The sequence below is a fragment of the Desulfatiglans parachlorophenolica genome (genome assembly GCF_055394735.1).
This window is the reverse complement of record NZ_AP042460.1, coordinates 2306621-2321685: the sequence shown is the minus strand read 5'-3', so window position 1 is coordinate 2321685 and position 15065 is coordinate 2306621. Positions and strand designations below refer to the sequence as shown.

Genomic DNA, 15065 nt, shown 5'->3' with positions numbered 1-15065 from the left:
ATTGACACATTCCGATGCCGATATTTGGGATCGGCAGCAGCTAAGACAGCACTGCCGCATCCGCCAAGAGCCAACCAAAAGGTACCAAAAAACTCTGCGCCATACTTTTTCATACCTTTTTCCATTTTTTGTGGTAATTGGGATGCCAACTTTATATTCGACGTCTCAATTGAAGCCGCGAAAAACTTCGATTTAGCTGCCTATTGGATTTAGGTGGTTGATATGTGGAATAAGGCTTCCGTTACGGGGTTCAAGGTTCAAATTTGAGATGATCTGCTTTAGAAGATAAAATTCCATTTTTTTAAGCTTCTGGCGCAGCCTGCCACCCAAGAGTCTTTACCTGACGAAAATGCTTAAGCCAAAATGGGTGTGTGTGCAACCAAAAAATTTGCCTTGATTCTGGTTGCACCCCCTGAAGGGGTTTGGGTGAGTGCTTGGCTGGACGCTAAATCTATTGAATCTAATCAGTAGTGTTAATTGGACTCAGGTATCCACAGGATCTATTTTTTTTCGGAACCCCTAGAAGCGCCTCAGAAACAGGCTGACAATGCCGCATGATGGTGAGGGGCTTGATCCGACAAACTGTGAGACAGCTTTAATGTCGGTCTCATTTTCGATGACTCCCCCTCTGTGTCAATGTGGGTGAGAAAATAGTGGCGGAGGTTGTACATTCGGAGCCTACGGGTGATTCCGGTGCGCTTCTACGTGTTTTGGCAAGTCTTCTCCAGGCTCTTGGTGGGTTGGGAGTAATGATGGACGATGTGTATTCCAATTTAGGAATTGAACATACGCGAAATAATAACGTGTTTTAACCCAAGAAGACGGGATAGTCGTTTGGCAAGAGCCTATAGACTAGTATGGAAGGGCAGAGTGCGTGTATGAGCTGCGCCTATCGGCGTAAATCAGCGTCCGGCCGTTTACGTGGTCAGTCTGATGCTCCAGTTTTGGCCGGTCAACCGCGAGCGTGTTTTGCCGGAATCCATGACCTGGAGGAACTTGCGGCCGGAGCGTGAAAGCCAATTCACCGACCTCCAGCTGCCCCGGCCCTCATGGACAACCGCTCCCCTGACTGACGGAAAACCGGATCCTACGTCCGGGCTTCGGTTTAGTTGAGTCGCCTCCCCGAGACGTCGATCACCGTGATAGTCTGGGTCCCTGTGAATTCTGCGTTATCCGTGGTATAACCGTTCAGGGTAAGTTCATTTTCCGCGGGGACATCCAGAGAGCCAGCCTCCGCGAGGGCTTTGACCTCCTCCATCAGGAATTTGGCGACGAAATTCCCTCTGTTGTCCGCCTTCCAGGAGTCGATTTCAATGCCGTTGAGGGACACCGTTGCTGCATCGACATTCGAATAGACAATATCCGTATGAACGGTGACCACCTCTCCGCTGTTCTGGAGATTCAGCGTCTGCGGCGCCACTTCTATCGTGATCTCAAATCCATAAGATGTTCCCGAAGGGCCGAAGAAGGTGATCAAAAGGATCGCAACAGCCAGCATACTCGAAATAATACCATTGCAACGTTTTCGCATAATTTCCTCCTTGTCACTTAACCCATGAATGAAATAAGCCAACTGCGGAACTCATACCGAAGGTCCCTTCAATTCAGATAGAAAATTCGATTGTACCGGGAAACTATTTCCAGGTGGAATCTAGTTCATTTTCGAAGTCCGATCGAGTTCGGAAGACCCCAGAAGAACGACAGAAAATTCGCTGCTTCTGAATTGGAAAAGGTTTTGATCTTGTTGAAAACGTTGTATCAAAGCGGAAAAACGAAGATCCAACGAGATTCATCAGCGGTATCTTCAGCACGATTCTGAGATTCGAAGAATACAGCATCCCGTCGGAGAATGACCACCAAAATACCAAAAGCTCAAGTTAGAATTAATTCATGGAGAAAAAAGACTTTGAGAGGCAGATCATCACGGATGTATCCGCTCTTCTAGAGCGGCCCTGCCCAAAAGTCAATATATTTCTCGTCGCAACCTCTTTAGAACAAAGTAGAAATCCGCTCCCTAAAAGTGGAGGTTTCTAATTTGTTCTAAACTGACTCCACCTCAGAAATGCAACTGTGTTGAATCATGTACTCAAGTAAATGAGAATCACACCGCAGTTTTGGGTATGCAATTGAAATAATGCATTTGCGATATCAGCCGTCTTATAGTCTGTCTGGTCATCTTGATCCTTGTAAGCATTTCCTTGAAATATACCGATATCCTCAAACTTACATATGTCGGAAATCAGCCCTGGCAGCCTGGTTGCTATCGGTCCTCGCAGGACGATTTTGCGGTGAATGGTGATCCATACAAAAAGTATAGGCAGGCCATGTACAGCATGGTTTGGACGGGCATAAACCTCCATATAATAAGCAGTTGATAAGGGATCGCTCATAGAAGCCTCTTCATTCAAAAGGTTCATTATGGTAAAATTTTGTAAGCGAAGGCGGCTCGACCCCCCCCCTGAGGACAAGACTGAAAGCCCTCTGTGTCAATGTGGGTGAGACACGCGTTAAAAGGGAGACAAAGCCTGTGCTCGACGGCAATTCCTTTCTTGAAATCGCGGCTGTTCTAAGCCTTGCTACACTGCTCGGCATCGCCGGCCAGAGGCTCCGGCAGCCCTTGCTGATCATGTTCCTGGCGACGGGCATTCTTGCAGGACCTTCGTGGCTGGGGATCATCCAGAGGTACCAGGAGATCGAATTGCTTGCCCATATGGGCATCGCCCTGCTGCTCTTCATCGTCGGGTTGAAACTCGACCTCGGTCTGATCCGTACGACGGGCCCGGTCGCTTTGGCCACGGGCCTCGGGCAGATCGTTTTCACCTCCGCGATCGGCTTCCTGATCGCCCTGGCCCTGGACATCCCCGCCGTCGACGCTGCTTAGGTGGCTGTCGCCCTGACCTTTTCGAGCACGATCATCATCGTCAAGCTCCTCTCGGACAAGAAGGAGATCGACTCGCTGCACGGCCAGATCGCGATCGGCTTCCTGATCGTTCTGGACATCGCCGCCATCCTGGCGTTGGTCGCGTTGACCACGTTCGGTTCGCCGATTGCGGCCGGTCAGTCGGCTTGGACGGGTTCGCTCCTGATCGCAGCCAAGGGCCTGGGCCTGTTGGCCTTTGCGGCACTCATGACCAGGTATGTCCTTCCTGGGCTGGCCCTGCGGTTGGGGCCCACTCCCAGGAACTCCTGATCCTCTTCGCCATTGCATGGGCTGTATGCCTAAGGGCGGGGAGCGAGTGGCTCGGGTTCATCAAGGAGGTGGGGGCGTTTCTGGCGGGAGTTTCCCTGGCATCCACGGATTACCGGGATGCAATCGGGGCGCGGCTGACCAGTCTGAGGGATTTTCCGCTGCTTTTTTTCTTCATTGATCTCGGGGTACGCCTCGAGTGGACCATGGTCGGTTCTCAAGTGGGTGAAGCGGGCCTTTTTGCGGTCTTTGTCCTTGTCGGGAACTCGCTGATCGTTTTGGCGATTATGGGCTTCATGGGCTATCGCCGGCGTATCTGTGCTGGCGGTGAGCCGGGCCGGGCGGGTGCTCTACGAGCCCGGGCCTGATTTTCAGGTTTATCCCGGGGATCGTATGGTCATCATGGGGTCCCCGGATGAGTTGCAGGAGGCCGAAGCCATGCTCGATCAGCCTGTGGAGGATCTCGAAGGGGAGCGGACCGAGCGGTTCGAGATCGAGGAGATCCGGCTTGGTGAAAACTCGGAGCTGGGCGGCAGGACATTGGCTGATCTGCAGTTCCGCCAGAAGTATGAGGTGACCGTGATCGGCATCATCAGGGGGGATCGGCGGATCGCTGCCTTGCGCACCACGGAGCGCCCGTTGTCCGAAGACTGTCTGGTTGTCATCGGAGCTGCCAAGGCGGTCAGGCGTTTGAAAGGCATGGAGCCTCTTTAGGCAAGCGGTGTCAGGAGTTGCCGTCGCTTGGGAAGGATCGGCGGATCATCGCTTAAAAATTTCGGACGGTGAAGTGTTTGGCCGTTTCAGGTGCGGAATGGCGGATGTCCGAATGAACTCGGCAGCCGCTTCTCAATGAACGTGCCCCGCCGCCTGGTTGATGATGCTCAGCATGTCTTTGTCGAAGGCAATGTCCACGAACTCGGGAATGTTGGCGGCCTGCTTTTCGCCGGTGAGGTGGTCGAGCAGGACGGGCGGTGCGTCTTCGCCGTGCTGGTCGATGTGGGTCAGCCACAGCTGCGTGTAGGGGCTGTTTGCCTTGGAGGAAAACACCAGCCACCGGCTGTCCGGAGACCAGCTGTGCCAGGAGTTCATCCGTCCGGGGATGTTGCAGTTGAGGCGTCTAGCCTCGCCCCCTTCGGCTGGGATGATGTAGAGCTCGCTGTCCAGTTGGTTCAGCATGAACCGCTTTGCCCTGCAGAAAACGATCCACTTCCCGTCCGGGCTGGTCTTGGGGAAAAAGTTGCTCATCCCGTTGTGGGATGCCCCGGGGACAGGTTCGGGGGCTGCGCCCGGGCCGCCATCGAAGGGGACGCGGTAAAGGTCGTATCGGTAGAGCAGGTCGCCTTGGATGAACCCTCCCATCATGGAGCGGAGATCCGGATCCGAAAGGGCCGGCGCTCGGGCGAAAACGACCCATTTCCCATCGGGGGTAAAGGCGGGGTTCGTTTGGACGAACTTCGGGTCATCAGCGCCGTGAAGGGTTCGGAATGCTTTCCTTTTTACATCATAGACCACCAGGATCCCGCGCACGGGAAAAAAGAGTTGGCAATAATCCAAATCGTCGATGTACCTGAACACCGAAAAATCATTGACGGTGCTGACGGCATGCCGGCCGTCCGGAGAAACTGTGGAGAGCAGCCCATAGGTCGAAGTTTTCGATTCCCTGTTGAAATCGCTCCAGGTCATTATCCTGTTCTTTTCAAAAAATACATGGGCGCCGATTTCCGCAATGACATACGCCCCTTTGTCGCTGCCGAAGTCGACATCCATGCCCAGAATGGTTCCATCCCGGGAGAAGCTGTGGCAGTTGCCGCAATCCCTCATGCCGGTCAGGACAGTGCGCGGTGCAGCGGACCCGATCGAACCCAGTCGCCACTCGATCGACGGCAGGTTGCTGCGCGCAAAACGGGCCGGCAGGGGAACCGCGCGGTAGAATATCGGTGCGGAGACAGCCAGGCTTGACAACGTAAAGGCAACGCTGCCTTTCGAACGTTCCAGGGTTTTCCCGGATTGGGAGAGGCCCTGTACGGAAAGGGTCAAACGCTTTCCGGTGTGATCCTTCCTGATTATTTCCCACTGCTCGTCGTTCGGGCGCCACTGCGCCTCGCGGCACACGGCGTCGATGACCGGCAGGTCGGAGGCGGAACGAACGGCAACCCGCCATTGGACCGCCTCTGTGCTGTCTTTCCAGCAAATGTTCGGAGGAACGATATTGGATGGAAACAGGGTTTTGTCTTTGGGATAGAGGATCGACAGACCTTCCTTGTCCTCTATTTCATGACCGACCGGTGCGGCGATCGACGACCCTGCGATCAACGCCGCGGAGAGCATGCACAGTACTGCAAAACCCCAGGATCGTCCGAACAGCGTTACGCTCCGTACCAGAAACGCCTTTTGATACTTTCTCATCCGCATGCCAACGAGTGGATCGTGCCCCGGCCCCTGTGATCAGGACAGTTCATGTCTGCTCCGCCTGCGAAACATGACGATGACGGCGATGATCATGCCCAAGAGCAGGGCAGCCATGCCGGTGCGCGATATCGTTGGAACGGGAAGGGCGGCGGCCGGCACAGGGCGTGGGTCGCCGATCCCGCGCAGAATGGTGCCGTCTTCGCCGACGATGATGACGTCACTTCCTCCATCGATTGCCGCCAGCAGGGCTAGCCCGGATGGAGCGTTTGGATCCAAAACCCATTCTCCCCCGAAACCTTGTGCGCCGACAGGGGGGTTGTTGGATCTTCCCGATGTATTGGGGATGAACTTGCACACCGCACCGGATGCCATCATTCCCTGAAAGCCGACGGCTGTATCTTGGTAAATAGCTTCAATATAAGTGTTGAGGGGGAGAGGAGTGTCGTTGCTCGAGGCGGGATTATTTCCAGGGCTGTACCAGAGAATAAAATCATCGCCGCCCAAAAAAAAGACATTTGCATTTGGATAATAACTTACTGTTTTAAGCGGTGGTAGGTCAGAGAAGGCGGAAAAATCGATTGGGGTCCAGGTGCTTCCGCCATTAGTCGAAAAAATGCCAAAGGCATAATTGCCATCTCTTGAGCCAACAGCAACGATATTCCCGCTGCCGTCGCCGTCAACGTCTTTCAAGCGTGAAAGTTGGGCTGAATCCAGCACATAAACTTTATTCCAACTACTCTTCGATGTTGTGGAGCCCAGATATACGACAGCTTGAGCCTGGGTGGAATTGGTATTTAACGGACCTTCACCGACGGCGATCACCGATGACCCCTTTGTGTGCACGCCGTAAAGGTTCACCGAACTGTCGGGGGGTCCCATCACATCTTTCCATGTCGCCGCATTGTCGCCCGTGATTTTATGGATTTGTCCATGTATTCCCACGGCGAATACGCTTGAACCGCTACCGCCGATCCGGTTCAAAGATGCATCTATTTGCGAAGATGCATGCATGTAGTCAAAAGATGCATGCACGTAGTCAAAGGTAACCTGAGACCAACTCCCATTCAGGTAGTGGTACACGACTGAGTCTGGACGATCTACTGACGCAAATTGCTCTGGAGAGGGGAGTGCAGGAAGATTGGGAAAAAGAACGTAAAATTCATTATTGGACACCTTGTGTATCGAACTGATATTGCTCAGTTCAAATCCTACCGGTGGATCGACGGTGGAGTATTTCGCATCCGGGTCATCCGAACGCGCCTGGTGTTGAAGGAGGGGGAAAAGCAGGAGCGCGCAGATCAGGACGGAAATGGCAACAACGGAATTCAACCTCATCAGGATGTCCTCCTCTTGAAAATAGGGGCAATAATGGAGAGCGCTGCCTCCTCCGCAAAAATCGCATCCGCTTCACTTCTGCCTTGAGCGGATGATTTGGTTCGCTTGTTGCGGTAATATATAAACCAGTTTTTCAAGTCAAGGAAAATGTAGAGTGAATCGGGCATGAATTGTTTGAAAATGCTCATGCATGCTCGATTTTTTCTTTAAAGTCTCGATCCAAAAGAGGTCCTTTTGCCAGGATAAATCTAATTTGAGGCGTGGGGTGCCCTGCTGCAGAAAGGGTATAGGAGCCCTCGCCATCTTTCTTGAGTGGAATGGGGTTTGCGCCAGGTACGAGGCCGCTCGATGCTGTCTCGCTGCCGGTCCCCAATCGATACGCTCGGGCAGGTGAAGCTGGTAAAACGCCAATGAGGCTTCTAAGGCCTCATTGGCGTTTTACCGATATCGACAAGACAGGTTTCAGCCCTTTCTTGATCAACGGCGCGAGGCCAGAACAGCGAGCCCCCTGTCAACATGGACAACAGCATGAGCGTCCGGGGGGCTTATCCCGGAAGACCCACTGAAATTGGAAGGGCCGGAGAGACGGCAGGCGCTGCAATATGGATTTCCGGCATCTGAAACAGAATGCTTTACTCATGCTGCATAATCGACTATAAGCAGTCAACGCGCATCGATCTCAGCGAAACTCCCCGTTTATTTCAGACTAAATCGATATTTCACCTGGAAGGAATTGAGGTTTATGGCCCCCTCGAGAAAGCGGAGAACTCTTCCACTACCCTTTTTCTTTCAAAGATTCCGGCTTCTCGGCTGGCCTTTGGAAAACCTTGAAGATCAAGACCGGATGCTTCCGTCCAAGCTGCCCCTGGGGGAAAAAGTCAACAGGACGCGCTACCCTTCCCGCGCGATGCGCTACTGGTGGGCGGCCTCAGGCATCAAGGAGTGCGCCCGGACTCTCCCGGCACCGATCGTCATCGCGGATCTCGGGTGCGAACGCGGAATGCTCAAGCGCATGACGGCATCCATCGCGGGCAGTCACTGGATCGGGCTCGACATGCACCTCGAAAAGGAACATCTGCAGGAGGCGGGGTATGCTCAAATGTACGCCTGTGACCTCGGACGCCGCCTTCCTCTACCCGACGCTTCCGTTGATATCGCAGCCTGTCTCCATGTGCTGGAGCACATTGCGGCCCCCCGGGACGCGCTCAGGGAGTTCGCTCGCATTCTCCGCCCGAACGGCATTCTGTTCATCGGTGCGCCGATCCACCCGCACGCGCTGGGCTTGATCCGTCGATGGCAATTCAGGAGAGAATTCAAGTCGGGCAAGAGGCAGCCGGGGAGCCATATCCAGGCCTTCTGGCCGAGAGATCTCAAGAGGCTGGCCCGAGACGCAGGGTTTCAGATCGAATTCATGGCGGGCCTGCGCCTCCTGCGCTGCTCCGGTTCGAACCTCGAAAACTCGAAACTCTTCACCAGGCTGAACCAAACATGGGGCGGCATGTTTCCAAGCCTGGGACGAGAGATCGCTATCCAGCTCCGAAAAGGAAAAGCGGCTGCATAACCCCTTTTGGGGCCCGGGCCGTCCTGGACATCCATCCCAATCACCGTGCAGGGTCTCCCGAGAACCTGCACCTTCCCATTGCCCATTCAAGCCGCCGTACTTAGACAAAAATCTCTCGCTTTATCAGATTAAGGCAGGTTTCCCATCCGGAAATGGAAAAATTCAGGCCATTTCAGGCTGGGCCCTTGGGTGGGGCAGGATGCCGATCAACCGTGATGTTCAACTCAAAAGGAGAAGAAGACTGCCGTTTCAGGCCGCAATCCCGGGAGGCGCAACGCATCCCTGCCCCGCCTGCGAACGACATCGAAGTGCAGCGCACCGACCGCTTTGAGATCGAAGCGGTCCCGATGGGTGAAGACTCGCGACCGGGTCGGAAGGGGGGAGTGCGGATCCTCCTTGTGGAGGCCCCTCAGGAGGATGCGGACGGGGCCCTGTAGCCGATCCGACGAAGGATGTCGAGGTTGTCCAGCACCATGCCGCACCCGAGGATAACGGTCGAAAAGGGGTCGGAGGTAAGGATTACGGGAAGGCCTGTCTCTTCTTCGAGGAGCAGGTTGAGGTGTTTGAGAAGGGCTCCGCCGCCCGTCAGGACAATGCCCCTTTCGATGAGGTCCGCCGACAGTTCGGGGGGGGTCCGCTCCAGGGTGACGCGGACCATCTCGACGATGGCGGCGATTTCCTCCGAGAGCGCGGCGCGGACGTCATTCGAATCGATGGTCAATGTGCCCGGTATGCCGCTGACCAGGTCCCTTCCCCTGATTTCGAAGGTGTGGGTGGAGGCGGTGGGAAGTGCATTGCCGATCGCCATTTTGATGGCCTCGGCCGTCCCGCTTCCGATCAGAAAATTATATCTCCTTTTGATATATTGCAGGATCGCCTCGTCCATTCTGTCTCCGCCGACCCGGATGGAGCGGCTGAGGACGATCCCGCCGAGGGAAATGACGGAGACCTCCGTCCTGCCCCCGCCGATATCGACGATCATGCTTCCGGTCGGCTCGATGAAGGGCAGCCCGGCTCCCATCGCGGCGGCAAGCGATTCTTCGATCAGGTGGACTTCCCGGGCGCCGGCCGACAAGGCGGTCTCACGAACGGCCCTTTTCTCGACCGGTGTGGTGCCTGTCGGGATCGACATGACGACTCTCGGTTTGACAAATCCGCGGCGGCGGTCGATCAGTGCAATGAAACTCCGAAGCATGGACCCGACGATCTCGAAATCGGCGATGACGCCATCTCGGATAGGGCGGACGGCCGAGATCTTTTCGGGCGTGCGGCCGAGCATCTGCTTGGCGGCGTTGCCGACGGCGAGGACCTTGAGATCCTTGCCGCCGTTGCGGGAGATGGCGATTACGGAAGGTTCATGGAGAACGATGCCTTTTCCCTGGACGTAGACCGAGGTGTTGGTCGTTCCGAGGTCGATGGCGAGGTCGTTCGAGGAAAGTGCAAGCGTATATTTCGATGCCATGGCGGATTCTTTTCGTGGATCGAACAGCCGGCGTGCCCGCCGGGGCGGAAACGGCGCAGCCTGTTCGGAGAATCGTTTCTCAGGTCATGAAACCGGGATATTCATTCTGGACTGGCTGAGCGACGGATTCGATATCGGAAAGGAGCGTTTCGCCTGCATGGACGGGTGCTGTAATCGCTCGAAGTGGAGTAGATGTCTTCCCGCTTTTCGGGCATGGGGCAATGCCCCGAGATGATCTGGTCCGGGGGCCTGCCTGGTTTCAGGGCTGGCGTGCCCCGCGCGGAGCCCGATGGGGCTCACAGATGATAGTCCCCTGCCGCCTCGGGCTGGTACAGTATTTTTGCCACCTTGAAATGCTTTTTCCCGGCAGGCACGTCCCATTGAAAAACCGAACCGGTTCTGTATCCGAGCATGGCTGTTCCGATCGGCGCGAGGACGGAGATTTTACCTCGCGATATATCGGCATCCTTGGGGAAAACCAGGGTCAGGATCTTTTCTTCCTGGTTTTCCTGGTCCACGAGACAAACCCTGGAGTTCATGGTGACGACGTCGTTGGGGATCTCTTCGGGCGGGACGACCTCGGCATGAGACAATTCATCTTCCAGCTTTTCCAGGTAATGTCTGTCCTGGGAAAAGGAGTCCTCGGTTTCGTCGATCAGCTTGTTCAGACGCTCGAGGTCATAACGGGTGATGTAGATGGTTCTCATGCTCATGGTTCGTCTCCTTACGGTCCTGATTCCTCCGCGCGTGCCGGGCGATTTCTGCTGACCCCTTTTTCCTGCGGCCGCAACAAAACCCTCGGCATCCTGTTATATTTTTCCGGATGGAGAAAATCGCCTCCGGATCTCTGCGCCTCGGCCATCCGTCCGCCTGTGGGCGGAAATCTCTCCGTCCCGACAGGGGTTCTGACGCAAAAGGCCCACCCCTCGCATCAGGATGCCCGGCGGACGGATGGCGATTTATTTGCCGAAAGCGAGGTGACAGAAAAAACAGACGTCCGCCGGCCGGATCCTGTCGAGGCTCAGGCCGTTCTCCGGGATTGTGATGGATTGGCAGGTGGGTGTAAACGGCAAAAAATTGACGGGTTGATAACAGGTAAAACCTGTGATTCACGAAATGGAGATGAGAAAGGATCGCAGATTGGTCTTGCGATCTTTCAGCTGGAGCTTTCGCCGCAGATTGGACCTGTGGAAATCGACCGCGCGCGTTGAACTGTTGAGCAGGTCGGCGATTTCCTTGGTGGTCATTCCCTGGCGGATGAGTTCGGCCACGCGCAGTTCGGTGGGTGTAATGCCGAGGCAGATGTCCGTGAGTTGTCTCTGAAAGCCTGAGGCGACGTCGTTGAGGCTCTCCTCGATGAATTCGAGGAGCTGTTCACGCCCCTCGGAAAACCCTGCCGATCTGACCTGATTCAGATAGGGGAGGATCAGCTCCTTGATGTTTTTTGCGACGTTTTCCTCCAGTTCGGCCCGGTCTTCCTCCCTGCGGCGGAGGAGGACCTTGAGGGTCGTGTTGACCTCCTGAAGCTCCTGGTTCTTGAGGGCCAGTTCCCTTTCCCGCTGCCGGAGTGTCTCTTCGGTTCTGAGCCGCTCGATGACGCGGCCCAGAATATCGGCTACCTCGTTCAAGAGATTGCGTTCTTCGCGCAGAAATGGGCCTTCGAACTCCGGAGATGCCTCTTCGGCATAGAAGACCTCCACGCAGCCGACCGGATATCCGCCGACCCTGATCGGCTGGCTTTGGATCCAGGGGGTTTCCCTGAAAGGACTCGAGGTCGCAGTCATGGAACCGACCGTGATCCGGGTGCAGGTGATCTCCGGATACTGCCAGGCCGAGGGCAGGATGGCTGCAGCGCCGTCGAGGATGTCCTGGACCGAGATATCGGCCTTTTCTATGAGCCTGGAGATGCCGTAGAGGCAGTCGAGTTCTTTGACGCGCTCCTCGAGTTCCCGGGTCTTCGTGCGTAGGATGGTTTCCGCGCAGAGCCTGTCCCCGTCTGGATCAAGGGTTGACCGGTCCTGGGGTTTCGGGTTGTGCTGCTCCAAAGACTGAGACCTCAGCTCGCTCATCTATGGTTGTCGGTTTTCGCCGGTGTCGGGTGCGCCGCCGGCCGGCGGCGAAACGGATCTTCGCTGTAATCGGCTTAACATTCTGATTTGATGGTATTTATAAAGCATATGCAGCGCGGGTTTTCAAGCCAAAAATGAGGTAAAGCGGCTGCCTCTCGCCCAGGACGGGGACGCCGGCCGGCGATGTCTTAGTGAATCGAATACTTTTTGCTTGCATATCTTTAGGTTATTTTCTATATATATAAAAATTTCCTGGTCGGTTCATCGAGCGCTTTCGACGAAGGTCTTTTGCCCTTCAGATCGGCGGGGCGGATTGTCATGCGGCGCGGGGGCGGGTCAGCAGCTGCGCTTGGGCGGGATATCGGGGAGCGTGCACCAAGGTGTTGGTGAAGTGGTGTTTCGATAAATTATTTTAATTGCTTGTATTGATGATGGGGCATTCGGATTCATGCAGTTCTGACCTCCGATGCCTTATTTTCTTTTAATAGCCTGAATTTTTTGACCGGCGAGGGCTTGGACGGCTGAACCCGGACAAAAGGAACCTGTGAGTCGCTACATGCAGAGTTTATCCAGACCGGCTGATGAGGCGTCCGGGAAGAAGGAAGGGACGACGGCGATCGAGGCGCTGCGGCGCTCCGGGGTGAAGTCGCCGGAGCGGATTGTTGCCGTCAAGGTCGACGGAGCGCTGCGGGATGTGTCCTGTCCTGTCGGTCCGGGGGTCGACGTTGCGCCGGTCTATCTGAATTCCGAGGAAGGCCTCGATATTCTTCGGCACAGCACGGCGCACGTGATGGCCATGGCGGTGCGGAGTCTTTTCCCTGGCGTGAAGGTGACGATCGGACCCGCGATCGAAGACGGATTTTACTATGACTTCGATTACGAGAGGCCTTTCAAGGAGGAGGATCTGCAGGCCATCGAAGAGCGGATGAAGGAAATCATCCGGGCGGATCTCCCGTTTTCGCGGAAAGAGACGTCGGCCGAGGAGGCGATCAGGCTTTTCAGCGGTCAGGGGGAGACCTACAAGGTCGAGTTGATTGAAGATCTGGGGGCTGAGTGGGTATCCCTCTATAGTCAGGGCGATTTCACGGATCTGTGTCGCGGGCCGCATATCCCTTCGACCGGGATGATCAAGGCCTTCAAGCTGATCAAGGTGGCCGGGGCGTATTGGCGCGGGGATGAAAAGCGCGCCATGCTAAGCCGAATTTACGGAACGGCGTTCGCGGATCCGAAGGCGCTCAAGGAGTATCTGCGCCGGCTCGAAGAGGCCCGCAAACGCAATCATGTCAAGCTTGGACCGCAGCTTGGGCTCTTCAATACCTACGAAGAGATCGGAGCGGGTCTGATCGTCTGGCACCCGAGGGGCATGATGCTCCGCTACCTCCTCGAGGATTTCGAGATCAAAGAGCACCTCAAGCGCGGGTACGAAATGGTCAAAGGGCCGGAGATCCTGAAGACCGAGCTGTGGCAGAAGTCCGGGCACTTCGACAACTACCGCGAAAATATGTACTTTACCACCGTGGACGAGCAGTCCTACGGGATCAAGCCCATGAACTGCCTGTCCCACATGCTCATCTACCGGTCCCGGATCCGCAGCTATCGCGACCTTCCGAAGCGCTATTTCGAGCTTGGATGCGTCCATCGGCACGAACGCTCCGGGGTGTTGCACGGACTTTTGCGGGTGAGGGAGTTCACCCAGGACGACGCGCACATCATCTGCATGCCGGAGCAGTTGAACGGTGAGATCAAGGGGGTCCTCGCCTTCGTCAAGGATGTGATGGGGATCTTCGGGTTCGAATACGAGCTCGAGATCAGCACGCGGCCTGAGAAATCCATCGGCAGCGACGAGGACTGGGAGCTGGCCACCAATGCCCTCAAGCGCGCAATGGACGACAACGGCCTTGCCTACGAGATCAACGAAGGGGACGGTGCGTTTTACGGCCCCAAGATCGACGTCAAACTGAAGGATGCCTTGGGAAGAAAATGGCAGTGCGCCACCATCCAGTGTGATTTTACATTGCCTGAAAGGTTCGATTTGGTTTATATCGATCAGGATGGGCAGCGCAAGCGGCCGGTGATGATCCATCGCGTGATTCTGGGCGCCATCGAACGGTTCATCGGCATCCTGATCGAACATTATGCCGGCGCTTTCCCCGTCTGGCTCGCCCCGGTTCAGGCCGTCGTGTTGACGGTGACCGATCGGAACATTCCCTATGCGGAGGTCGTCCTTGGCGAGTTGAACAGCGCCGGGGTGCGTGTGAAAGGGGATTTCAGGAACGAGAAACTGGGTTTCAAGATTAGAGAAGCTCAGATGGGCAAAATACCCTATATGCTGATCGTAGGGGACAAGGAATGCGAAGAGGAAGGGGTGACGCCCCGCCTTCGCAGTGGTGAGAATCTTCCTTTCATGAAGGTGGAAGATCTCGTTCGACGTGTACAGGATGAAACTCGAAGAAGGGGGTAGCGGCCATAAGTAAACAAGCTGATGAGGTAAGGGTGAATGACCGGATCTTTGCCAAGAGCGTCAGGTTGATTTCTTCCGACGGCACCCAGTTAGGCATTCTGCCCGTGCGGGAAGCGCTCAGAACGGCCAAGGAAGAAGGTCTGGACCTGGTGGAAGTGGCGCCCAATTCGGATCCGCCCGTATGCCGAATTATGGACTACGGGAAGTTCAAGTATCAGACCAGCAAGAAGGTCCAGGAGACCCGGAAGAAAAGCCGTGCTTTTCAGGTCAAGGAGATCAAGGTCAGACCCAATACGGAAGAGCACGATCTGGAGGTCAAGGTCAAGAACCTGATCAAGTTTCTTGAAAAGAAGAACCGTGTCAAGGTCACTGTGACCTTCCGGGGCCGCGAGATGGCCTATATCGACGCGGGCGTCGAGGTCTTGAAGCGGGTGGCGGAGGCGGTTTCCGAGTTGGGAACCGTAGAAGAGGAGCCGAAGCGGGAGGCTCGCAACCGGATGTGTTTGGTGATCGCGCCGAAGTAGATCCGCAAAGAGGCCTTCGGTTCGATTTCAGCATCGGTCTGTGGCTTTTCCTGTGCG

Annotated in this window: 13 protein-coding genes and 2 pseudogenes; 7 read left to right on the top strand and 8 right to left on the bottom strand. The window is 55.5% G+C overall.

Annotated features, from left to right (window positions below; all coding sequences use genetic code 11):
- Nucleotides 1–23 precede the first annotated feature (23 nt).
- The 3 genes and pseudogenes from ACZ500_RS10770 to ACZ500_RS10760 all read right to left on the bottom strand — a co-directional run.
- Nucleotides 24–113: pseudogene (locus tag ACZ500_RS10770) on the bottom strand (aquaporin); the annotation flags it as partial.
- A 992-nt stretch (nt 114–1105) separates the two neighbouring features.
- Nucleotides 1106–1573, bottom strand: a complete 468-nt coding sequence (locus ACZ500_RS10765) for a hypothetical protein (protein ID WP_464232493.1) — start codon at nt 1571–1573, stop codon at nt 1106–1108.
- A gap of 505 nt (nt 1574–2078) precedes the next feature.
- Nucleotides 2079–2390 (bottom strand): transposase, encoded by a 312-nt coding sequence (locus tag ACZ500_RS10760; protein ID WP_464232492.1) that lies wholly within the window; start codon nt 2388–2390, stop codon nt 2079–2081.
- A 236-nt stretch (nt 2391–2626) separates the two neighbouring features.
- On the opposite strand from ACZ500_RS10760, the pseudogene ACZ500_RS10755 reads away from it, so the two are divergent.
- The 3 genes and pseudogenes from ACZ500_RS10755 (at nt 2627) to ACZ500_RS10745 (ending at nt 3901) form a co-directional block, all read left to right on the top strand.
- Nucleotides 2627–3190, top strand: a pseudogene (locus ACZ500_RS10755) (cation:proton antiporter domain-containing protein).
- Complete coding sequence (locus ACZ500_RS10750) at nt 3187–3555, top strand: cation:proton antiporter domain-containing protein (RefSeq protein WP_464233034.1); 369 nt, start codon at nt 3187–3189, stop codon at nt 3553–3555. Before ACZ500_RS10755 ends, ACZ500_RS10750 begins: the two are co-directional and overlap by 4 nt.
- Before the next feature lie 25 nt (nt 3556–3580).
- Nucleotides 3581–3901, top strand: a complete 321-nt coding sequence (locus ACZ500_RS10745) for a cation:proton antiporter regulatory subunit (RefSeq protein WP_464233033.1) — start codon at nt 3581–3583, stop codon at nt 3899–3901.
- Between the two features lie 132 nt (nt 3902–4033).
- Here the strand turns inward: ACZ500_RS10745 and ACZ500_RS10740 are convergent, their stop codons facing one another.
- Nucleotides 4034–5593, bottom strand: coding sequence for a TolB family protein (locus ACZ500_RS10740; RefSeq protein ID WP_464232491.1), 1560 nt, complete (start codon nt 5591–5593; stop codon nt 4034–4036).
- Between the two features lie 39 nt (nt 5594–5632).
- Nucleotides 5633–6931, bottom strand: a complete 1299-nt coding sequence (locus tag ACZ500_RS10735) for a WD40/YVTN/BNR-like repeat-containing protein (RefSeq protein WP_464232490.1) — start codon at nt 6929–6931, stop codon at nt 5633–5635.
- Between the two features lie 844 nt (nt 6932–7775).
- Between ACZ500_RS10735 and ACZ500_RS10730 the strand changes: the two genes are divergently transcribed.
- Both ACZ500_RS10730 and ACZ500_RS10725 read left to right on the top strand, forming a co-directional pair.
- On the top strand, nt 7776–8492 hold the full coding sequence (locus ACZ500_RS10730; RefSeq protein ID WP_464232489.1) for a class I SAM-dependent methyltransferase: 717 nt from the start codon (nt 7776–7778) through the stop codon (nt 8490–8492).
- Nucleotides 8493–8644: 152 nt separating this feature from the next.
- Nucleotides 8645–8929 (top strand): hypothetical protein, encoded by a 285-nt coding sequence (locus tag ACZ500_RS10725; RefSeq protein WP_464232488.1) that lies wholly within the window; start codon nt 8645–8647, stop codon nt 8927–8929.
- Here ACZ500_RS10725 and ACZ500_RS10720 read toward each other — a convergent pair.
- The 3 genes from ACZ500_RS10720 to ACZ500_RS10710 form a co-directional block, all read right to left on the bottom strand.
- Nucleotides 8902–9954 (bottom strand): rod shape-determining protein, encoded by a 1053-nt coding sequence (locus ACZ500_RS10720; RefSeq protein ID WP_464232487.1) that lies wholly within the window; start codon nt 9952–9954, stop codon nt 8902–8904. The two genes, ACZ500_RS10725 and ACZ500_RS10720, sit on opposite strands and share 28 nt — an antisense overlap.
- A gap of 296 nt (nt 9955–10250) precedes the next feature.
- On the bottom strand, nt 10251–10667 hold the full coding sequence (gene rnk, locus ACZ500_RS10715; RefSeq protein WP_464232486.1) for a nucleoside diphosphate kinase regulator: 417 nt from the start codon (nt 10665–10667) through the stop codon (nt 10251–10253).
- A gap of 396 nt (nt 10668–11063) precedes the next feature.
- On the bottom strand, nt 11064–12023 hold the full coding sequence (locus ACZ500_RS10710; protein WP_464232485.1) for a helix-turn-helix transcriptional regulator: 960 nt from the start codon (nt 12021–12023) through the stop codon (nt 11064–11066).
- Between the two features lie 556 nt (nt 12024–12579).
- On the opposite strand from ACZ500_RS10710, the gene thrS reads away from it, so the two are divergent.
- Together thrS and infC are read left to right on the top strand one after the other, a co-directional pair.
- Nucleotides 12580–14484 (top strand): threonine--tRNA ligase, encoded by a 1905-nt coding sequence (thrS, locus tag ACZ500_RS10705; protein WP_464232484.1) that lies wholly within the window; start codon nt 12580–12582, stop codon nt 14482–14484.
- A 32-nt stretch (nt 14485–14516) separates the two neighbouring features.
- Entirely contained in the window at nt 14517–15008 is a 492-nt protein-coding gene (infC, locus tag ACZ500_RS10700) for a translation initiation factor IF-3 (protein WP_464232483.1), read from the top strand.
- Nucleotides 15009–15065: the final 57 nt, after the last annotated feature.

Coding starts and splice junctions, on each gene's coding strand:
- ACZ500_RS10760 (WP_464232492.1), bottom strand. CDS start 2,390: ATGAGCGATCCCTTATCAACTGCTTATTATATGGAGGTTTATGCCCGT.
- ACZ500_RS10745 (WP_464233033.1), top strand. CDS start 3,581: ATGGTCATCATGGGGTCCCCGGATGAGTTGCAGGAGGCCGAAGCCATG.
- ACZ500_RS10740 (WP_464232491.1), bottom strand. CDS start 5,593: ATGAGAAAGTATCAAAAGGCGTTTCTGGTACGGAGCGTAACGCTGTTC.
- ACZ500_RS10735 (WP_464232490.1), bottom strand. CDS start 6,931: ATGAGGTTGAATTCCGTTGTTGCCATTTCCGTCCTGATCTGCGCGCTC.
- ACZ500_RS10730 (WP_464232489.1), top strand. CDS start 7,776: ATGCTTCCGTCCAAGCTGCCCCTGGGGGAAAAAGTCAACAGGACGCGC.
- ACZ500_RS10725 (WP_464232488.1), top strand. CDS start 8,645: ATGGAAAAATTCAGGCCATTTCAGGCTGGGCCCTTGGGTGGGGCAGGA.
- ACZ500_RS10720 (WP_464232487.1), bottom strand. CDS start 9,954: ATGGCATCGAAATATACGCTTGCACTTTCCTCGAACGACCTCGCCATC.
- rnk (WP_464232486.1), bottom strand. CDS start 10,667: ATGAGCATGAGAACCATCTACATCACCCGTTATGACCTCGAGCGTCTG.
- ACZ500_RS10710 (WP_464232485.1), bottom strand. CDS start 12,023: ATGAGCGAGCTGAGGTCTCAGTCTTTGGAGCAGCACAACCCGAAACCC.
- thrS (WP_464232484.1), top strand. CDS start 12,580: ATGCAGAGTTTATCCAGACCGGCTGATGAGGCGTCCGGGAAGAAGGAA.